This is a genomic window from Streptomyces sudanensis (assembly GCF_023614315.1).
GTDB lineage: Bacteria > Actinomycetota > Actinomycetes > Streptomycetales > Streptomycetaceae > Streptomyces > Streptomyces sudanensis.
The window spans coordinates 4,264,215-4,284,289 of record NZ_CP095474.1; the positions used below are offsets into that span (position 1 = coordinate 4,264,215).

The window sequence follows — 20,075 nt, forward strand, 5'->3', positions numbered from 1 at the left end:
CNNGCCTGGCGGAGGCCGCCGACCGGCTCGCCGGGGCGGTCCGCGCGGGCACGCTCGGCGACGTGGACTACGCCCGCATCCGGCGCGCCTGGCAGGGCGTGCGCACCCACCCCGACCGGCTCGCCGCGTTCACCGACGCGGTGCGCGCCCAGGGCCCCGCCGCCTGCGCCCACCCCTCCGGGGCGCGGGACCTGCCGGCCCGCACCGCCGTGCACGACCTCGCCACCGGCCAGGTCCGCATCGGCACCGCCGCCGACCACCCCCGCAACCCGTACGCCCGCCGCACCACCGGCGTCGCCCTCGAACCGGCGCTGCTCGGCACCTCCCTCCTCGCGGTCGGCCCGGCCGCCTCCGGCAAGACCGCCCGGCTCGTCCGGCCCGTCACCGAGTCGCTGTGCCTCCAGGCGCTCGCCAACCGCGCCGCCGTGATCGCCGTCACCGCCCAGGGCACGCCGCTCGCCCCGGACGCGGCGTTCGACGTCGTCATCGCGGTCGGCCGCCCCGACGCGCGGTACGACCTCGACCTGTACGGCGGGGCCGACGACCCCGACGAGGCGGCCCGCACCCTCGCCGAGGCCCTGGTGGGCGACCTCCTCCCGGACAGCCGCCGCGCCGCGACCGCCCTGGCCCAGCTCATCGGGCCGTACCGGGCCGCCCACGGCCGCTTCCCCGCCGTGCCGGAGCTGCGCGAACTCCTCGGCGGCGCCCCGCAGGCCCTCGCCCGGCTGCGGGCCGCCGTCGCCGACGACCCCGCGCAACTGCGCGAGCTGGACGCGCGGGCCCGCCAGGCCGAGCGCGGCGACGACGTCGCGGTCCTCCTCGCCGAGCGCGTCGCCTTCCTCGACCGCCCCGCCTTCGCGGGCCTCCTCCGCACCGGCGGGGAGGGCCGCCGCTTCTCGCTGCGCGCCGTCGAGCACCCGCTGCGCGTCCGCGTGGACCTGCCGGAGCGCGGCCACGCGGAGGCGTCCCGGATCATCGCCCGGCTGCTGCTCGCCCAGTTCGCGGAGGCCGCGCTGGCCCGCGCCGACCGGTCGCTGTTCGCCTGCCTCGTACTGGACGACGCGACCGACACGATCACCGCCGACTCCGTGCGCGCCGTCCAGCGGCTGCGCTCCGCGAACGCGGGGGTCGTGCTGTCGCTGCGGACCCTGGAGGACGTGCCGGAGGCGCTGCGCGGGCCGCTGCTGGGCGCGGTCGGCTGCCGGATGGCGTTCGCGGGGCTCGGGCCGTGGGACGGCGGCAGGTTCGCGGAGGTGTGGGGCACCGAGTGGGTGCAGACGCGGGACGTCACCAACCGGCAGATCGTCTCCGACGAGCCGCTCACCAAGGCCGTGCACGTGGTGCGGCGCCTGGTCACCGGCCGCGCCGCCACCGCCGAGGCCGTCACGGTCCGGGAGGTCGAGCGGCAGCGCTGGTCGGCGTCGGAGCTGGCGCACGGGGTGCCCGCCGGGCACGCGGTGCTGTCGGTCACCGGCGTGCACGGGGAGCACGCGCCGCCGCTCCTGGTCGATCTGCGGGGATGAGCCGCGCGTCGTGGGCCGTAGTCGTACGTCCTGGCAGAATCGAAGGGAGCCGTTCATACGGGGCGGCGAAAAACCGTTCCCGCGTCCCCTTTCGAAGGCCTGCCGGTCCATGCCGCTCACCCTCGCCTCGCTCGTCCAGCACTCCGCGCTCAAGCTCGTCGTGCGCGCCGGCGCGGACCGCCTCGACACGCCCGTCCGCTGGGCCCACGTGAGCGAACTCGCCGATCCCGTCCCGTACATGGAGGGCGGCGAGCTGCTGCTCACCACCGCCATGACGCTCGACGCCGGGGACGCCGGGGCGATGCGCCGGTACGTCCGCAGGCTGGCCCGGGCCGGGGTGGTGGGGGTCGGCTTCGCGGTCGGCGTCAACCACGACGAGATCCCGGCGGCCCTGCTGGACGCCGCCCGCGAGGAGGGGCTGCCGCTGCTGGAGGTGCCGCGCCGCACCCCCTTCCTCGCCATCTCCAAGGCGGTCTCCGCCGCCCTCGCCGCCGACCAGTACCGGGCCGTGACCGCCGGCTTCGAGGCGCAGCGGGAGCTGACCCGGGCGGCGCTCGCCGAGGGCCCCGACGCCGTGGTGGCCCGGCTCGCCGCGCACGTCGACGGCTGGGCGGCACTGTACGACGCGTCCGGCGCCGTCCTGGCCGCCGCGCCCGACTGGGCGGCGCGGCGGGCCGCCCGGCTCACCCCGGACGTGGAGCGGCTGCGCGACCGCCCCGCCCCGGCCAGCACCGTCGTGGGGGGCACCGACGACCGGGTCGAGCTCCAGTCGCTGGGCACCGGGCGGCGGGTGCGCGGCGCGCTGGCGGTCGGCACGGGGGCGCCCCTCGGCACGGCGGAGCGGTACGCCGTCCACTCGGCGATCGCGCTGCTCACCCTCACCACGGAGCGTTCCCGGTCCCTCCAGGCCGCCGAGCAGCGCCTGGGCGCGGCGGTGCTGCGGATGATGCTCGCCGGGCAGCCCGACCACGCCCGCACGGTCGCCGGGGACCTGTACGGGAGCCTGCTCGACGCCCCGTTCCGGCTGCTGATCGCGGAGACCGCGGGCGAGGCGGAGGCGGGCGCCGAGCCCCCGCTCGCCGTGCTCGCCGACGCGCTGGAGGCGGCCGCCGCCCACGCGGGGGAGGCCGTGCTGACCGTCCCGGAGGGCGAGGACCGGCTGGTCGCCCTGATCGGGGACGGGGGAGCGGCGGTCACCGCCCGCGACGCGTACGCCGCCCGGGAGGCGGGGGACGCCGGCGTCGTCATCGGCCTGTCCGCCCCGGCCGGCCCGATAGCGGCGACCGCCGCCTACAAGCAGGCCGAGCAGGCCTTGTCGGTGGCCCGCCGGCGCGGCCGCGCCCTGGTCGAGCAGGAGGAGCTGGCGACGGGCTCCCTGCTGCCGCTCCTCGCCGACGACGCCGTGCGGGCCTTCGCCGACGGCCTGCTGCGGGCGCTGTACGAGCACGACGCGACCGGCCGGGGCGACCTCGTCGCCTCCGTGCGCGCCTGGCTCTCCCGGCACGGGCAGTGGGACGCCGCCGCGGCGGACCTGGGCGTGCACCGCCACACGCTGCGGTACCGGATGCGGCGGGTCGAGGAGATCCTGGGCCGCTCCCTGGACGACCCGGACGTGCGCATGGAGCTGTGGCTCGCCCTCAAGGCGACGGGCGACCGGCCGGTGAAGCACGACCGGGTTCCCAAGTAGGGAAAACCACCCCGTGAAGCACGACCGGGTTCCCAAGTAGAGAGAAAACCAGCCCAGTCGTACCGGAAAACACGGTTTCCTGCCCGAGAACGGGCAGATTCTTTGCCACCGGGCTGCCGGGTCCATACTCTCCTGGCCATGACAACCGCGCGCATCAGCGGCGCCGTATGGGCCGCGCTGGCGATCGTGTACCTCGTGTGGGGCTCCACGTACCTCGGCATACGCATCGCCGTCGAGACCCTTCCCCCCTTCCTCTCCGCCGCCGCCCGCTTCCTCGCCGCCGGCCTCCTCCTCGCCGCGCTGCTCGCCTGGCGCCACGGCCCCGGCGTCCTGAAGGTCACCCGGGCCCAGCTCGCCTCCGCCGCCGCCGTCGGCCTGCTGCTGCTCCTCGCCGGCAACGGGCTCCTGGTCCTCGCCGAGACCTCCGTCCCCTCCGGCCTCGCCGCCCTCCTCGTCGCCGTGATGCCGGCCTGGGTGGTCGTCCTGCGCGCCGCGTCCGGCGAGCGGCCCGGCCCCTCGGCGTACGCCGGCGTCGTGCTCGGCCTCGCCGGGCTCGCCGTCCTCTGCCTCCCCGGTCTGAGCGGCGACGTCCACACCGGGGGAGTCCTCATCATCGTCGTCGCCACCTTCATGTGGTCCGTCGGCTCCTTCTCCTCCTCCCGCATCCCGATGCCCCGCAACCCCTTCACCACCAGCGCCTACGAGATGCTGGCCGGCGGCCTCGGCTGCGCCCTGGTCGGCCTGGTCCGCGGCGAGCAGCACGGCCTGGACCCGGCCGAGGTCTCCGCCCGCTCCTGGGCCGCCCTCGCCTACCTGATCGTCTTCGGCTCGCTGATCGCCTTCACCGCGTACGCCTGGCTGCTCCACACCGCCCCGATCTCCCTGGTCGCCACCTACGCCTACGTCAACCCCGTCGTCGCCGTCCTCCTCGGCTGGCTGATCCTCGACGAGGCCCTGACCTGGTCCATCGCCCTCGGCGGCGCCATCGTCGTCGCCGGCGTCTGGCTGATCGTCCGCACCGAACGCCGCCCCGCCCCTGCCGAACCGGCGGAGCCCGAACCGCTACCACTCCACAGCGGACAAACCCCCAGCCGCTCCTCCGGGCCTACCGTGTGAGATGAGCGCCAAGCGCGTGCGCCAGACACCCCACTACTCGGAAGGGCCGGGACCGCGATGACTGCCACCCACGCCTTCTGGCTCGCCGGCCGCCAGGCCACCGGCGAGACCACCTTCGACGTCACCTCCCCCTGGGACGGCCGCCTCGTCGGCCGGGTGAGCGTGCCCACCGAGGCCCAGGTCGAAGAGGCCGTGGCCGCCGCCCACGCCGCCGTCGACGAGTTCGCCGCCACCCCGGCGCACGTCCGCGCCGCCGCCCTCGACCACGTGTCGAAGCGGCTCGCCGAGCGCACCGAGGAGATCGCGCGGCTCATCACCGCCGAGAACGGCAAGCCCCTCAAGTGGGCTCGCGGCGAGGTCGGCCGCGCCGTCTCGGTCTTCCGCTTCGCCGCCGAGGAGGCCCGCCGCTTCAACGGCGGCGAGGCCCAGCGCCTCGACACCGACGCCGGCGGCACCGGCCGCCTCGCCCTGACGCGCCGCTTCCCCAAGGGCGCCGTCCTCGGCATCGCGCCGTTCAACTTCCCGCTGAACCTGTGCGCCCACAAGGTCGCCCCGGCCATCGCCGTCGGCGCCCCGATCATCCTCAAGCCGGCCCCGGCGACCCCGCTCTCCGCCCTGCTCCTGGGTGAACTGCTCGCCGAGACCGACCTGCCCGCCGGCTCCTGGTCCGTCCTGCCGGTGGCCAACGACCGCATGCCCGCCCTCGTCCAGGACGAGCGCCTGCCGGTCATCTCCTTCACCGGCTCCGACAAGGTCGGCTACGCCATCCAGCAGTCCGTGCCCCACAAGCACTGCACGCTGGAGCTCGGCGGCAACGCCGCGGCCGTCGTCCTGGCCGACTGGTCCTCCGAGGAGGACCTGGACTGGGCGGCGACCCGCATCGCCACCTTCTCCAACTACCAGGCCGGCCAGTCCTGCATCTCCGTCCAGCGGGTCGTCGTGGACGCCTCGGTCTACGACCGGCTCGTCCCGAAGATCGTCGCCGCCGTGGAGGCGCAGGGCACCGGCGACCCGACCGACGAGTCCACCGACGTGGGCCCGCTCGTCAGCGAGGACGCCGCCAGGCGCGTCGAGACGTGGGTGGACGAGGCCGTCCAGGCCGGCGCCGCCCTCCTCACCGGCGGCAAGCGCGAGGGCGCGTCCTACGCCCCGACCGTGCTCGCCGACCTGCCGGCCGACACCACCCTCGCCTGCGAGGAGGTCTTCGGCCCGGTCCTGACGCTGCACCGGGTGGACGGCGAGGCCGCCGCCTTCGCGCAGGTCAACGACTCCAAGTTCGGCCTCCAGGCGGGTGTGTTCACCCACGACCTGCGGACCGCCTTCCGCGCCCACCGCGCCCTGGAGGTCGGCGGCGTGGTCGTCGGCGACGTCCCCTCGTACCGCGCCGACCAGATGCCGTACGGCGGCGTCAAGCAGTCCGGCGTCGGCCGCGAGGGCGTCGCGTACGCCATGGAGGACTACACCTACGAGCGGGTCCTGGTCCTCACCGGCCTGGCCCTGTAGCCCCCTCGCCCGCACCGCCGAGCCGGCGGCCGCAGCCCAACTGTGCGGGGGCTGCGGCCGCCTTCGCGTTCCGCCGGGGCGGCCGGTGCGTCCATGCCGGTGCTCTCGGCATGGAGGACGGGACGGGCCGCCCGCCCCGTACCCCGCGAAGCGCCCGTGCGTCACGCCGCCTCGACCAGGTCGGCCCGCGTGGCCTCGGCCCACTGGAGCAGGAGCCGGCGGTATTCCTCCGCCCGCCGGGGGGTGTCGGGCTCGTCCATGAGACGGCGAATCCGGGCGTTGGCCCGGGCCGCGGCGGAACGCGGCCGACCGGAAGGCGCGGAAGAGGTGGGCATGAGCAGAACGTACGGCCTCCCACCGACAGCCCGCCGCGGTCTCCACGCGGCCTGGTAAGCGCACGGTCCGCTGGTTACGCTCCCGCCCATGACCGATCACGTGCAGGTGTCGACCGCCACGCCCACCCAGGAGGACGCCGTGGCCCTGGCCGGTTCGGCGGTCAGGGCCCGGCTCACTGCCGGTGCCCAGGTCATCGGTCCCGTCACGTCCGTGTTCTGGCACCTCGGGGAGTACGGCACCGGTCAGGAGTACAAGGTCCTCCTCACCACGACGCGGGAGCGGTACCCGGCGCTGGAGGCTCATCTCCTGGCGGAGCACCCGTGGGACAACCCGGAAGTGGTCGCCGTGCCGATCACGGCCGGTGCCCCGCGGGCCCTGAAGTGGATCCGGAACTCCGTGACCCCGCAGGAGGACTAGGACGCCACGCGCTCGAGGACCGTCCGTACCGCGGGGAGTCGCCCGTGGGGACGCAGGCTCTCCAGGACGGGCGTGATGCGCTGCACGGGGCGGACGGACGCCACGCCCGTGGCGAGGTCCAGCGCGCGACCGGCCGTCGTGGCGCGTGGCCCCGCGCGGGGCGGGACGGGCCCGGCCGGACCGTGCCGGCCGGGACCCGTCCCACCGAGAGAGGCGTTCCGTGTACGGGCCACGAGCGGAATCGGGCGGCCGGCGAGTGCCGGCGCCGTGACGCCCCAGCCCTCCTCCGTCTTGCCCGCCTCCGCACCGGCGTCCTGTCCGCCGTGCTCCGCGACGGAACCTTCCGCGAGTCACGGAGCCCTCCACCCGCTTGACGAAGAACGTGGAGGCCCCCACCCCGNNCCCCGGCGGCAACCCCGGGGGAACCGGTCAACGCCGGGGCCGGATGCGGTGAGAATGGGGGGCATGAGCGACAGCCCAGCACCCCTCGCCGACCCGCACATCGTCTTCGACCCGGCCGAAGGCCGCCGGGACGTCGTCGTCCTCGGCTCCACCGGGTCCATCGGCACCCAGGCCATCGACCTGGTGCTGCGCAACCCCGACCGGTTCCGCGTCACCGCGCTCTCCGCCGCGGGCGGCCGGCCCGGGCTCCTCGCCGAGCAGGCGCACCGGCTGCGCGTCCGCACGGTCGCCGTGGCCCGCGAGGACGCGGTACCGGCCCTGCGGGAGGCGCTGGCGGAGCGGTACGGGGCCGAGCCGCTCCCCGAGATCCTCGCCGGGCCGGACGCCGCGACCCGGCTCGCGGAGTCCGACTGCCACACGGTCCTCAACGGCATCACCGGCTCCATCGGCCTGGCGCCGACGCTCGCCGCCCTCGAAGCAGGCCGCACCCTCGCCCTCGCCAACAAGGAGTCGCTCATCGTCGGCGGCCCCCTGGTCAAGGCCGTCGCCAAGCCCGGCCAGATCATTCCGGTCGACTCGGAGCACGCCGCGCTGTTCCAGGCCCTCGCCGCCGGCACCCGCGCCGACGTCCGCAAGCTGGTCGTCACCGCGTCCGGCGGCCCCTTCCGCGGCCGCACCCGCGCCGAGCTGGCCGGGGTCACCCGCGAGGACGCCCTGGCGCACCCCACCTGGGCGATGGGCCCGGTCATCACCGTCAACAGCGCCACGCTCGTCAACAAGGGCCTGGAGGTCATCGAGGCGCACCTGCTGTACGACATCCCCTTCGAGCGCATCGAGGTCGTCGTGCACCCGCAGTCCTACGTGCACTCGATGGTGGAGTTCACCGACGGCTCCACCCTCGCCCAGGCCACCCCGCCCGACATGCGCGGCCCCATCGCCGTCGGCCTGGGCTGGCCCGGGCGCGTCCCGGACGCCGCCCCCGCCTTCGACTGGTCCAAGGCGTCCACCTGGGAGTTCCTCCCGCTCGACACGGAGGCGTTCCCCTCCGTCGGCCTCGCCCGGCACGTGGGCGCGCTGGGAGGCACCGCCCCGGCCGTGTTCAACGCCGCCAACGAGGAGTGCGTCGAGGCCTTCCTCGCCGGCCGGCTGCCCTTCACCGGCATCATGGACACGGTCACCGAGGTCGTCGCCGAGCACGGCGCACCGGCCCCGGGAACCCCGCTGACGGTCGAGGACGTCCTGGAGGCGGAGACCTGGGCCCGCCACCGGGCCCGCGAGCTGGCCGCCGAGGCCGCAGGGAAGACCGTGGAGGTCCGCGCATGACCGCACTGCTGACGATCCTCGGCATCGCGCTGTTCGCCGTGGGGCTGCTGATCTCCATCGCCTGGCACGAGCTGGGCCACCTCTCCACGGCCAAGCTGTTCGGCATCCGCGTGCCCCAGTACATGGTCGGCTTCGGCCCGACCCTCTGGTCCCGCAGGAAGGGGGAGACGGAGTACGGCATCAAGGCCATCCCCATGGGCGGCTACATCCGCATGATCGGCATGTTCCCGCCCGGTGAGGACGGCCGCGTCGAGGCCCGCTCCACCTCCCCCTGGCGCGGCATGATCGAGGACGCGCGCTCGGCGGCGTACGAGGAGCTGCAGCCCGGCGACGAGGACCGGCTGTTCTACACGCGCAAGCCGTGGAAGCGCGTCGTCGTCATGTTCGCCGGGCCGTTCATGAACCTGGTCCTCGCCGTCGCGATCTTCCTCGGCGTCGCCATGTCGTTCGGCTTCGCCACGCAGACCACCGAGGTCGCCGGCGTCCAGAAGTGCGTCATCGCGCAGAGCGAGGAGCGCGACACGTGCGCCAGGGGCGACCGGGTCTCCCCGGCCCACGCCGCCGGCCTGAAGGCGGGCGACCGCATCGTCGCCTTCGACGGCGAGCCCGTCGCCGACTGGGCCACGCTGTCCGGCCGCATCCGCGACACGATCGGCCCCGCCACGATCACCGTCGAGCGCGACGGCAGGCGGCTCGACCTCCACCCCGTGCTCGAGAAGAACATGGTGGTGAAGAAGGACGCCGACGGCGAGGCGGTCCCCGGCGAGTACGTCCCCGCCGGCTACCTCGGCTTCGCCGCCAGGACCGAGATCGTCCCGCTCACCTTCGGGCAGTCCGTGGACCGCATGGGCGCCATGGTCGAGGACAGCGCCCGCGCGGTCGTCGCGCTTCCCGGCAAGGTCCCCGACCTGTGGGACGCCACCTTCGGCGACGGCGAGCGCAAGGCCGACTCCCCGGTCGGCATCGTCGGCGCGGCCCGCATCAGCGGCGAGGTGATGAACCTCGACGTGCCGACGCAGAACATCGTCGCGTCGTTCCTGCTGGTCCTCGCGACGTTCAACCTGTCGCTGTTCCTCTTCAACATGCTGCCCCTGCTGCCCCTCGACGGCGGCCACATCGCGGGCGCCCTGTGGGAGTCGGCGCGGCGGAACCTGGCGCGGCTGCTCCGCCGCCCCGACCCCGGCCCCTTCGACGTCGCGAAGCTGATGCCGGTCGCGTACGTCGTCGCGGGCGTCTTCGTCTGCTTCACGGTGCTCGTGCTGCTCGCCGACATCGTCAACCCGGTGAGGATCTCGTAGACGGCGCCCCGCCGGGGAGTGAACCCCGGGCGGCGGCCGGACCTCCGGGCCCGGCCGGCCGCCGCCCGGGGCGGCGCGATGTGCCGGGGGCAACGGGCCCCCTGTAATCTCGGAGCCCGGAGCCCGCCGATATCGGGACCTCGATCCACACCTTGGGGTTGCACAGCAGATGACCGCGATTTCTCTCGGCATGCCGTCCGTTCCGACCAAGCTGGCCGAGCGCCGGAAGAGTCGGCAGATCCAGGTGGGCTCCGTCGCCGTGGGCGGTGACGCGCCCGTGTCGGTGCAGTCGATGACCACGACCCGCACGTCCGACATCGGCGCGACGCTCCAGCAGATCGCCGAACTGACCGCGTCCGGCTGCCAGATCGTCCGCGTGGCCTGCCCCACGCAGGACGACGCCGACGCGCTCGCCGTGATCGCGAGGAAGTCGCAGATCCCGGTCATCGCCGACATCCACTTCCAGCCGAAGTACGTGTTCGCCGCCATCGAGGCCGGCTGCGCGGCGGTCCGGGTGAACCCGGGCAACATCAAGCAGTTCGACGACAAGGTCAAGGAGATCGCCAAGGCGGCGAAGGACCACGGCACCCCGATCCGCATCGGGGTGAACGCCGGTTCGCTGGACCGGCGGCTGCTGCAGAAGTACGGCAAGGCCACCCCGGAGGCGCTGGTCGAGTCCGCCCTGTGGGAGGCGTCCCTGTTCGAGGAGCACGGCTTCCACGACATCAAGATCTCGGTCAAGCACAACGACCCGGTCGTGATGGTCAACGCCTACCGGCAGCTGGCCGAGCAGTGCGACTACCCCCTCCACCTGGGGGTCACCGAGGCGGGACCGGCCTTCCAGGGCACCATCAAGTCGGCGGTGGCCTTCGGCGCGCTGCTGGCCGAGGGCATCGGCGACACGATCCGCGTCTCGCTGTCCGCCCCGCCGGCGGAGGAGGTGAAGGTCGGCATCCAGATCCTGGAGGCGCTGAACCTGCGCCAGCGCCGGCTGGAGATCGTCTCGTGCCCCTCGTGCGGCCGCGCCCAGGTCGACGTGTACAAGCTCGCCGACGAGGTGACGGCGGGCCTGGAGGGCATGGAGGTCCCGCTGCGCGTGGCGGTCATGGGCTGCGTGGTCAACGGCCCCGGCGAGGCCCGGGAGGCGGACCTCGGCGTCGCCTCCGGCAACGGCAAGGGCCAGATCTTCGTGAAGGGCGAGGTCATCAAGACGGTGCCCGAGTCGAAGATCGTCGAGACGCTGATCGAGGAGGCGATGAAGATCGCCGAGCAGATGGAGAGGGACGGCGTGCCGTCCGGCGACCCCGAGGTCTCCGTCGGCTGACCTCCCGCCCCGCGCCGGTCCCCGCGCGCCGCTCGTGGCGTACGGCGTGCGGGCCCCGCGGAGGGACCGCACGCCCGGCGCCCCCGCCGCACGCCCGGTACTCCCGCCGGCCGCCCGGAGCCCCGCGCAGGCAGCCCGGGGCGGGACGCCTCCGGCGGCACCCCGCATGGGCGCGGCGGCGCCGGGTACAGTGCGGAGACCGACAGACCCCTTGGTGAGGCCCCCGTGTTGACCCACACCACCACCCGGGTCCTCGAACCCGGGGACCTCGACGACGCGCTCGCGGTCCTCGACAGCGACCCCGTCGCCAACGCGTTCGTCGCCGCCCGCGTGCAGGCCGCCGGCCTCGACCCGTGGCGCCTCGGCGGCGAGATGTGGGGCTGGTACTCCGGGGGGCGGCTGCGCTCCCTGTGCTACGCGGGCGCCAACCTCGTCCCCGTCTGCGCCACCCCCGAGGCGGTCCGCGCCTTCGCCGACCGCGCCCGCCGCGCCGGCCGCCGCTGCTCCTCCATCGTCGGCCCCGCCGAGCCCACCGCCGAGCTGTGGCGCCTCCTCGAACCGAGCTGGGGCCCCGCCCGCGACGTACGGCCCCACCAGCCGCTGATGGTCACCGAGCGGCCGGCGGCGGACGTGGAGCCCGACCCGCTGGTCCGCCGCGTCCGCAGGGACGAGATGGACGTGATCATGCCGGCGTGCGTGGCGATGTTCACCGAGGAGGTCGGCGTCTCCCCGACGGCGGGCGACGGCGGGCTGCTGTACCAGGCGCGCGTCGCCGAACTGGTCTCCTCCGGCCGGTCCTTCGCGCGGGTGGAGGACGGCAGAGTCGTCTTCAAGGCGGAGATCGGCGCGGCCACGTCCAGGGCGTGCCAGATCCAGGGCGTCTGGGTCGCCCCCGAGCACCGCGGCCGGGGCCTGTCGGAGACCGGCATGGCCGCCGTCCTGCGGTACGCCCTCGCGGACGTGGCGCCGGTGGTCAGCCTGTACGTCAACGACTACAACAAGCCCGCCCGGGCCGCGTACCGCAGGGTCGGCTTCCGCGAGGTGGGCGCGTTCATGAGCGTGCTGTTCTGAGGGTGCGGGCGGGACGTAGGGTTCGGCCATGGATGACGTCGTGGTGGTCGGACCGCTCGACCTGACCGCGCGGGTGGACGACGCGCTGGCCGTGCAGGCCCTCGCCTTCGGGCTGAGCGGGAGCGAGGTCGCGGTGCGCCGCCACATCGTGGTCCGCCACATGGCCTGCCGGGGCGCCCGCGCGTACGGCGCGACCACCCCGGACGGGCGCCTCGTCGGCTTCGCGTACGGCATGCCCAACGACCGCGCCCACTGGTGGTCGACGGTCGTCCAGCCGTACCTGGTCCGCGAGGGCAACGAGGACTGGCTGGACGACTCCTTCGTCGTCACCGAACTGCACGTCCACCCCGCGCACCAGGCCCGCGGCATCGGCACGGAGCTGATCACCACCCTCACCGGCACGGCGCGCGAGCCCCGCTCGATCCTCTCGGCGATCGACACCGAGAGCCCCGCCCGCGGGCTCTACCGGTCCCTCGGCTACGTGGACCTCGCCCGCCGGGTGCACTTCCCGAGCGCCGACCGCCCGTACGCGGTGATGGGCGCCCCCCTGCCGCTGCGCCGCCGGTAGGCCGGGCGTCCCGGGCGGCGCCGTCCCGGGCGGCAACTGATTTCCGCAGGCCGGGGGCGCCCGGTTAACCTCCTGCCCACCACACATTCCACCGCAGGAGAGATCCCCATGGCCCAGGTCCAGCGCATGTCCCGGTTGATGGTCAAGACACTGCGCGACGACCCGGCGGACGCCGAGACGCTCAGCCACAAGCTGCTCGTCCGCGCCGGCTACGTCCGCCGCAATGCCGCCGGGATCTGGTCCTGGCTGCCGCTCGGCAAGAAGGTCCTGGAGAACGTCTCCCGCGTCGTGCGCGAGGAGATGGACGCCATCGGCGCCCAGGAGGTCCTCCTGCCCGCCCTGCTGCCGAAGGAGCCGTACGAGGCGACCGGCCGCTGGGACGAGTACGGCGCCGAGCTGTTCCGCCTCCAGGACCGCAAGGGCGCCGACTACCTGCTCGGCCCCACCCACGAGGAGATCTTCACCCAGCTCGTCAAGGACCAGTGCGCGTCCTACAAGGACCTGCCGGTGATCCTCTACCAGATCCAGACCAAGTACCGCGACGAGGCCCGCCCCCGCTCGGGCATCCTGCGCGGCCGCGAGTTCCAGATGAAGGACTCGTACTCGTTCGACACCACCGACGAGGGGCTCGCCGAGTCGTACCGCCTGCACCGCGAGGCGTACGTACGGATCTTCGAGCGCCTCGGCCTGCGCCACAAGATCGTCTCCGCGGTCTCCGGCGCCATGGGCGGCTCGGCGTCCGAGGAGTTCCTGGCGCCCGCCGCGGCCGGCGAGGACACCTTCGTGTACTGCCCGTCCTGCGACTACGCGGCCAACACCGAGGCCGTCACCTTCGCGGGCGGGGAGCCCGCCGACGCCTCCGCGCACGGCCCCGTCGAGGAGCTGGACACCCCCGACACGCCGACCATCGAGACGCTCGCCGAGCACCTGGGCGTCCCGGCCTCCGCCACGCTGAAGAACCTCCTGGTCAAGGTCGACGGCGAGATCGTCGCCGTGGGCGTCCCCGGCGACCGGGAGGTGGACCTGGGCAAGCTGGAGGACCACCTCGCGCCGGCCGTCGTCGAGATGGTCACCGCCGAGGACTTCACCGGCCGCCCCGACCTGGTGCGCGGCTACGTCGGCCCGCAGGGCCTGGAGGGGGTCCGGTACGTCGCCGACCCGCGCGTCGCCCCCGGCACCGCCTGGATCACCGGCGCCAACAAGCAGGACAAGCACGCGAAGAACGTCGTGTGCGGCCGCGACTTCCAGGTCGACGACTACCTCGACGTCGTCGTGGTCGAGGAGGGCGACCCCTGCCCGAAGTGCGGCGCCGGCCTGAAGCTGGACCGCGCCATCGAGATCGGCCACATCTTCCAGCTCGGCCGCAAGTACGCCGACGCCTTCCAGCTGGACGTGCTCGGCCAGAACGGCAAGCCGGTCCGCGTCACCATGGGCTCGTACGGCATCGGCGTCTCCCGCGCGGTCGCGGCCCTCGCCGAGCAGACCGCCGACGACAAGGGCCTGTGCTGGCCGCGCGAGATCGCCCCGGCGGACGTCCACGTCGTCGCGGCGGGCAAGGCGCTCCAGACGGAGCTGGCCCTCGACGTCTCCGAGAAGCTGCGCGAGGCCGGCCTGCGCGTCCTGGTGGACGACCGGGCGGGCGTGTCGCCGGGGGTGAAGTTCACCGACGCCGAACTGATCGGCGTGCCGCGGATCCTCGTCGCCGGGCGCCGCGCGGGCGAGGGCGTCGTGGAGCTGAAGGACCGCCGCACCGGCGAGCGCGAGGAGCTGGCCGTCGAGGAGGCGGTGGCCCGCCTCGCCGCCGGGTGACCTTCGGCGGCGCGTGACCTTCGGCGGCGCGCGAGCCGCGGCGCCGGGGGGCGCGCCGCCGGGCGGGTTCGCGTACCGGGCGCCGCGCGGCGGACGCTCCGCGCCGCCGCGCGACCCGGGTTCCGGGCGGGCCTCAGAGGCACCCCGCCGTGCCGGCGTCGTCGTCCCGCGGGACGGCGGCCGGCGCCGGCGCGCCCGCCGGGCGCGACAGGTCGGGGAAGGGACCCGGCCCCACACCCTCCGGGGCGGCGGCGAGCTCGGGCCGCCCGGCCGGGTGCCCGGAGGGCCGCTCGGACCATTCGGGCCCCCCGGACCGCTCGGGAGGCCGGCGCGCGGCCGTCCCGCGCTCGGCGGCCTCGGCGGACCGCTCCAGGAACCGCAGCAGCTCCACCGGGATCGGCAGCACCAGCGTCGAGTTCTTCTCGGCGGCGACCGCCATCACCGTCTGGAGCAGCCGCAACTGGAGCGCCGAGGGCGTGTCCGACATCTCCCGCGCCGCCTCCGACAGCTTCTTGGACGCCTGCAGCTCCGCGTCCGCGTTGATCAGCCGCGCCCTGCGCTCCCGGTCCGCCTCGGCCTGCCGGGCCATGGAGCGCTTCATGGTCTCGGGCAGCGACACGTCCTTGATCTCCACGCGGTCGATGGTGACGCCCCACTCGACGGCCGGGTTGTCGATCATCAGCTCCAGACCCTCGTTGAGCTTCTCCCGGTTGGAGAGCAGGTCGTCCAGATCGCTCTTGCCGATGATCGAGCGCAGCGACGTCTGCGCGATCTGCGAGACGGCGAACCGGTAGTCCTCGACGCGGATCACAGCCTCGACGGGATCGACGACCCTGAAGTAGATCACCGCGTCGACCCGGACGGTGACGTTGTCCCGGGTGATGCCGTCCTGGGCGGGCACGGGCATCGTCACGATCTGCATGCTCACCTTCCGCATGCGGTCGGCCAGCGGGACGATCAGGGTGAGCCCCGGCCCCCGCACCCGGCTGCGCAGCCGCCCGAACCGCAGGACGACGCCCTGCTCGTACTGCTTGACGACCCGGAGGGCGGCTCCGGCGTACGCGACGGCGGCCGAGCCCGCCAGCACGACCGCGGTGAGCAGTTCCTCGCCCATGACGACCCCCTGCCGTCGAGCCGAACCGAGGAGCGGTGGATGGGATATGCCCCATGGTGCACCCATACCGGCGAATCGGACAGCGCCCGGCGGCCCCGTCCCAGGAAGCCCCGGCCACCCGGGGCCCGCCCGGTCACCCGGGGCCCGCCCGGTCACAGCCAGCCCGCGAACTCCAGCAGCAGCTCCGCCTCGCGGCCCCGCCCGGCCGCCAGGGCGCGGGGCGCCGCCCCGACCGCCCGGAACAGCGCCCAGCCGCGCAGCCGGTCCCGGTCCACCTCCAGGAGGTCCGCCAGCCTGGTCACGCGCCGCCGCGCCGCCGCCGCACCGGACGCCTCCGCCACCAGGTCCTCCACCCGGTCGCGCGCCAGCAGCGCCAGGTCGTACGCCCGCTCGCCCACCACCGGCTCCGGCCCCACCGCCAGCCACGGGGCCCGGTCCCCGGACAGCACCTTGCCCTGCCGGAAGCAGCCGTGCAGCAGCAGTGCCTCGGGCGGGTCCGCCAGCAGCCCGCCGCGGGCCTCCAGCGCGGCCGCCACCAGCGCGTCCACCGCCCCGTCCGCCCGGTACGCGGCCATCGCCCCGGCCGTGCGCGCCGTCCGGTCCGCCACCGACTCGAAACGGTGCCCCTCCGGGGGCTCCACCCACAGCCGCCGCACCGTTCCGGCCGCCTCCAGCAGCGCCTTCGCGTCCGGCAGGGACCGCAGCGACACGTCCGGCCGCAACCGCTCCAGCGGCAGCCCGGGCCCCTCGCCCGCGTCCTCCAGCAGCCGCACCGCGCCCCGGCCGGCCCAGTGGGCGAGCGCCTCCCGCTCCCGGTCGGGCGCGGCGAACGGCGGCGCCAGCTTCACCGCGGCCGGCTCCCCTCCGGCCCGCCGCACCAGCACCACCACGCTGCTGCGGCCGCCCGGCTCCACCACCCGCTGCGCGGTCATGCCGCGCCCGGACAGCGCCCGGCGCGCGGTGTCCGGCAGCACGCCGAGCCACGCGCCCGCGGCGTCCTCGCCGTACGTCTCGCCGAGGGCCCGCACCAGGCGGCGCGGCGGTTCGGGCACGGGGGCATCAGCGGCGCGGGCCATGCGTGCGGGGCCACCTTCCGGTCCTGCGGCGCGAGCCGCGCGGGCGAGCGGGGCTCACGGTCGCTCGGCGAGCCCGGGAAAGGCTACGCCGCCGCCGCGCCAGCGCGCGGCCCGGACCGCCGCCTCGCGCAGCGCCGCCGCCGCCTCCCGGCGCAGCGCGCCCCGGGAGGCCCGTACGAGATCGGCGTACGCGCCCGCCACCCGGTCCTCCAGCACGGCGGCCAGCCGCACCGCCCCGCCCCCGTCCGCCACCGGGAACGGCAGCGCGTACGCCGGGGCCGACGCGACCGGCGCGCCGCCCAGGTCCCGCACGGTCCGGGCCATCGCGTCCCGCCGCGCCCGGTGCGCCGCGNGGGCCCGCGCCGCCTCCGCCCGCCCGGCCGCGCCCGCCCGGGCGCCGACGACGCCGTACCCGTACACCGCGGCGTGCTCCGCCGCCAGCGCCGCCTGCGCGGCCTCCAGGGCGCTCACCCCCGGCCCCCCGGACCCAGCAGGTACGCCTGCGCCGCCCCCGCCGCGGCGACCGACGCCAGCAGGCGGGCCAGTTCCGGGGGCGCGTCGGCCAGGGCGGCGGTGTGCGCCGCCGCGGTACGGGTCGCCAGCGCGGCCAGCTCCCCGAGCGCGGCATCCGGTTCGGCCGGCACGCCCCGGGGGAAGGGGCCCGCGCCGGACCGGGGCGCCGGGGACGGACTGCCGGCCGGGCCGGGCACCGCGCCGGCCGGCGCCGGGGACGCCGCGCCGGGGGCCCGCCCGCCGCGGGGCTCCAGTGCCGCCAGGTGGCGGGCCGCCGCCTCCCGGAGCGGGGCCAGCCGGGCGCCGAGGGCCGGATGGGCGCCCAGCACCTCGTCGTAACCGGCCAGGAGCACTCCGCTCACCGCCGCCGACCTGCGGCGCAGGATCGTTTCGGCGCGCCGTGCCCGCTCGGCGGCGGAGGCGTGCGGGGCATCGGCGGGGGCGCCTCCACCGGGACCGGGACCCGAGCAGGCGGCCAGCGTCCCGGACGCCCCGGCCGCCGTCGCCGCCGTGAGCAGGTGCCTCCGCGTCAGCTCCGTGCGCCCCACGCGCCACTCCTTCGGGTACACCAGTCGAAGATCACCGCAGGCGAGCGTACCCGCGGACCGGCCCGGGGCGGGCGGCAACACCCTCCGGGACCGGATACCCTTTGTCTGACACGCGACGAACCCACAACAGCACACGCGGCCGAGGAGTCACCCGGATGAGCACCACCCAGAGCGAGAGGCTGCGCGGGCTGCTGGAACCGCTCGTCACCGCCAGGCAGCTGGACCTCGAGGAGATCGAGGTGTCCCGGGCGGGCCGCCGCGGGGTGCTGAGGGTCGTCGTCGACTCGGACGACGGTGTGGAGCTCGACGCCGTCGCCGACCTGAGCCGCGCCATCTCCCAGACGCTCGACGAGACGGACGCGATGGGCGAGGGCGAGTACGTCCTCGAGGTGAGTTCGCCCGGCGCCGACCGCCCCCTCACCGAGCACCGCCACTTCGTGCGCGCCACCGGCCGCCTCGTGAGGTTCCGGCTGCACGAGGGCGGCGAGCTGGTCGCCCGCGTCATCGGCGTGGACGACGAGGGGCTCGACCTGGAGGTCCCGGGCGTGAAGGGCCGCAAGGCGACCGCCCGGCGCGTGGGGTTCCCCGAGATCGCCAAGGCGCGCGTGGAGATCGAGTTCAACCGCAAGGACAAGAAGGAAGAGGAGGAGGCGTAGCCGTGGACATCGATGTGAAGCTCCTTAAGGGCTTGGCACAAGAGAAGGAGATCCCCTTCGAGCTGCTGGTCGAGGCGATCGAGTCGGCCCTCCTCATCGCCTACCACCGCACCGAGGGAGCCCGCCGCCACGCCCGCGCCGTACTGGACCGGCAGACCGGCCACGTGACGGTGTGGGCGAAGGAGGACCCGGCGGACCTGGAGGAGGGGCAGGAGCCCAAGGAGTTCGACGACACCCCGTCGGACTTCGGCCGCATCGCGGCGACCACGGCCCGCCAGGTCATCCAGCAGCGGCTGCGCGACGCCGAGAACGACATGACGTTCGGCGAGTACGCGCGCCGCGAGGGCGACATCGTGGCCGGGGTCGTCCAGCAGGGCAAGGACCCCAGGAACGTCCTGGTCAGGCTGGACGACAAGCTGGAGGCGATCCTTCCCGTCCAGGAGCAGGTGCCGGGCGAGGAGTACCCGCACGGCCTGCGCCTGCGCACCTACGTCGTCCGCGTCGCCAAGGGCGTGCGCGGCCCGTCCGTCACCCTGTCGCGCACCCACCCCAACCTCGTGAGGAAGCTGTTCGCGCTGGAGGTGCCGGAGATCGCCGACGGTTCCGTCGAGATCGCCGCGATCGCCCGCGAGGCCGGGCACCGCACGAAGATCGCCGTCCGGTCGACGCGCTCCGGGCTCAACGCCAAGGGCGCCTGCATCGGCCCGATGGGCGGCCGGGTGCGCAACGTCATGGCCGAACTGCACGGTGAGAAGATCGACATCGTCGACTGGTCGGACGACCCGGCCGACATGGTGGCGAACGCGCTGTCCCCGGCGCGCGTCTCCAAGGTCGAGATCGTCGACCTGGCCGCCCGGTCCGCCCGCGTCATCGTGCCGGACTACCAGCTGTCCCTGGCGATCGGCAAGGAGGGCCAGAACGCCCGCCTCGCCGCCCGCCTCACCGGCTGGCGCATCGACATCCGCCCGGACACCGAGCAGACCGCGCCGCGCGCCGGGGAATAAGGACCCCCGCGGTCACGTTGCGCCACAGCGGGACCACGGCGGGATTGTGACAATGACCGTTCGATTTTCGCCTCGAAGGGGTGGGGTCGGCACGGGGAGGTAGACTTGAGCACGCCTGGCCGGACGCATGCCCGCGCATGCCCTGAGCGAACCTGCGTGGGATGCCGGGAGCGGGCGGCCAAGAGCGATCTGTTGCGCATCGTGCTGGTCGAGGGCGTGTGCGTCCCCGATCCGCACGGTACGATGCCCGGTCGGGGTGCCTACGTGCATCCCGTCCAGTCCTGTCTCGATCTGGCGGTGCGCCGTCGGGCGTTCCCCCGGTCCCTCCGGGTCCGGGGTCAGCTCGACACCGAGCGCGTCCGCCGCCACCTCGAGCAGGCGACACCGTAAGAAGCACGGCACGGGGAGATCCCGTGCGGTCAGGTACCTCGCGAGTTGGAAGTAGGTCGAGATTGCGATGAGCACTCGATGAGTACGCGATGAGTACGCCCATGAAGTAGCGACGGTCCGGCGGTAACCGGACCTTGAAGGAGCGAAGTGGCTAAGGTCCGGGTATACGAACTCGCCAAGGAGTTCGGTGTGGAGAGCAAGGTCGTCATGGCCAAGCTCCAGGAACTCGGTGAATTCGTGCGTTCGGCGTCCTCGACGATCGAGGCGCCGGTTGTCCGTAAGCTGACCGACGCTTTGCAGGGACCCGGCTCCGCCGGCAAGTCCGCTGCCAAGCCCGGCGCGCCCCGCAAGGCCGCGCCCCCCGCCCCCGCCAAGCGCGANGNCNGAACCCCCAGGC

18 protein-coding genes and 2 pseudogenes are annotated in these 20,075 nt (G+C 74.8%); 15 read left to right on the plus strand and 5 right to left on the minus strand.

Annotated elements, in window-relative coordinates:
• Positions 1-3: 3 nt before the first annotated feature.
• The 11 genes and pseudogenes from MW084_RS19700 to MW084_RS19755 all read left to right on the plus strand — a co-directional run.
• Positions 4-1,523, plus strand: a pseudogene (locus tag MW084_RS19700) (type IV secretory system conjugative DNA transfer family protein); the annotation flags it as partial.
• 109 nt (positions 1,524-1,632) lie between these two features.
• Positions 1,633-3,210, plus strand: coding sequence for a PucR family transcriptional regulator (locus tag MW084_RS19705; RefSeq protein ID WP_010474268.1), 1,578 nt, complete (start codon positions 1,633-1,635; stop codon positions 3,208-3,210).
• A gap of 138 nt (positions 3,211-3,348) precedes the next feature.
• Positions 3,349-4,326: an EamA family transporter gene (locus MW084_RS19710; protein WP_010474269.1), complete on the plus strand. Its 978-nt coding sequence runs from the start codon at positions 3,349-3,351 to the stop codon at positions 4,324-4,326.
• A 57-nt stretch (positions 4,327-4,383) separates the two neighbouring features.
• Positions 4,384-5,829: an aldehyde dehydrogenase family protein gene (locus MW084_RS19715; RefSeq protein ID WP_010474271.1), complete on the plus strand. Its 1,446-nt coding sequence runs from the start codon at positions 4,384-4,386 to the stop codon at positions 5,827-5,829.
• A 423-nt stretch (positions 5,830-6,252) separates the two neighbouring features.
• Positions 6,253-6,582 carry a divalent-cation tolerance protein CutA gene (gene cutA, locus MW084_RS19720; RefSeq protein WP_010474273.1) on the plus strand — a complete coding sequence of 110 codons (330 nt, stop codon included), beginning with the start codon at positions 6,253-6,255 and terminating at the stop codon, positions 6,580-6,582.
• A gap of 465 nt (positions 6,583-7,047) precedes the next feature.
• Positions 7,048-8,307 carry a 1-deoxy-D-xylulose-5-phosphate reductoisomerase gene (gene dxr / locus MW084_RS19730; protein WP_010474275.1) on the plus strand — a complete coding sequence of 420 codons (1,260 nt, stop codon included), beginning with the start codon at positions 7,048-7,050 and terminating at the stop codon, positions 8,305-8,307.
• Positions 8,304-9,605, plus strand: coding sequence for a M50 family metallopeptidase (locus MW084_RS19735; RefSeq protein WP_010474277.1), 1,302 nt, complete (start codon positions 8,304-8,306; stop codon positions 9,603-9,605). Before dxr ends, MW084_RS19735 begins: the two co-directional genes overlap by 4 nt.
• A 169-nt stretch (positions 9,606-9,774) precedes the next feature.
• Positions 9,775-10,929 (plus strand): flavodoxin-dependent (E)-4-hydroxy-3-methylbut-2-enyl-diphosphate synthase, encoded by a 1,155-nt coding sequence (ispG, locus tag MW084_RS19740; RefSeq protein WP_010474279.1) that lies wholly within the window; start codon positions 9,775-9,777, stop codon positions 10,927-10,929.
• A 225-nt stretch (positions 10,930-11,154) separates the two neighbouring features.
• Positions 11,155-12,000: a GNAT family N-acetyltransferase gene (locus tag MW084_RS19745; protein WP_010474281.1), complete on the plus strand. Its 846-nt coding sequence runs from the start codon at positions 11,155-11,157 to the stop codon at positions 11,998-12,000.
• Positions 12,001-12,028: 28 nt separating this feature from the next.
• Positions 12,029-12,568 carry a GNAT family N-acetyltransferase gene (locus tag MW084_RS19750; RefSeq protein ID WP_010474283.1) on the plus strand — a complete coding sequence of 180 codons (540 nt, stop codon included), beginning with the start codon at positions 12,029-12,031 and terminating at the stop codon, positions 12,566-12,568.
• 108 nt (positions 12,569-12,676) lie between these two features.
• On the plus strand, positions 12,677-14,377 hold the full coding sequence (locus MW084_RS19755) for a proline--tRNA ligase (protein WP_010474285.1): 1,701 nt from the start codon (positions 12,677-12,679) through the stop codon (positions 14,375-14,377).
• 133 nt (positions 14,378-14,510) lie between these two features.
• On the opposite strand, the gene MW084_RS19760 is transcribed toward MW084_RS19755, so the two are convergent.
• The 5 genes and pseudogenes from MW084_RS19760 to MW084_RS19780 form a co-directional block, all read right to left on the minus strand.
• Positions 14,511-15,491 (minus strand): slipin family protein, encoded by a 981-nt coding sequence (locus MW084_RS19760; protein WP_010474287.1) that lies wholly within the window; start codon positions 15,489-15,491, stop codon positions 14,511-14,513.
• A gap of 152 nt (positions 15,492-15,643) precedes the next feature.
• Positions 15,644-16,567, minus strand: coding sequence for an aminoglycoside phosphotransferase family protein (locus tag MW084_RS19765; protein WP_010474288.1), 924 nt, complete (start codon positions 16,565-16,567; stop codon positions 15,644-15,646).
• Positions 16,568-16,621: 54 nt separating this feature from the next.
• The coding region (locus MW084_RS19770; protein WP_275563717.1) for a DUF4439 domain-containing protein at positions 16,622-16,919 on the minus strand (298 nt) is incomplete at its 5' end.
• Position 16,920: 1 nt separating this feature from the next.
• A pseudogene (locus MW084_RS19775) lies at positions 16,921-17,029 on the minus strand (DUF4439 domain-containing protein); the annotation flags it as partial.
• A 5-nt stretch (positions 17,030-17,034) separates the two neighbouring features.
• Positions 17,035-17,628: a hypothetical protein gene (locus MW084_RS19780; protein ID WP_255114282.1), complete on the minus strand. Its 594-nt coding sequence runs from the start codon at positions 17,626-17,628 to the stop codon at positions 17,035-17,037.
• A 155-nt stretch (positions 17,629-17,783) separates the two neighbouring features.
• Here MW084_RS19780 and rimP point away from each other — a divergent pair, with 155 nt between their 5' ends.
• The 4 genes from rimP to MW084_RS19800 all read left to right on the plus strand — a co-directional run.
• A complete protein-coding gene (rimP, locus tag MW084_RS19785) occupies positions 17,784-18,284 on the plus strand; it encodes a ribosome maturation factor RimP (protein ID WP_010476606.1) in 501 nt (166 codons plus the stop codon).
• Between the two features lie 2 nt (positions 18,285-18,286).
• Positions 18,287-19,288: a transcription termination factor NusA gene (gene nusA, locus MW084_RS19790; RefSeq protein WP_010476605.1), complete on the plus strand. Its 1,002-nt coding sequence runs from the start codon at positions 18,287-18,289 to the stop codon at positions 19,286-19,288.
• Positions 19,289-19,393: 105 nt separating this feature from the next.
• Complete coding sequence (locus MW084_RS19795) at positions 19,394-19,678, plus strand: YlxR family protein (protein ID WP_078572176.1); 285 nt, start codon at positions 19,394-19,396, stop codon at positions 19,676-19,678.
• A gap of 147 nt (positions 19,679-19,825) precedes the next feature.
• Positions 19,826-20,058 (plus strand): translation initiation factor IF-2 N-terminal domain-containing protein (locus tag MW084_RS19800; RefSeq protein ID WP_275563718.1); only part of this gene is annotated, 233 nt, incomplete at its 3' end.
• Positions 20,059-20,075 lie beyond the last annotated feature (17 nt).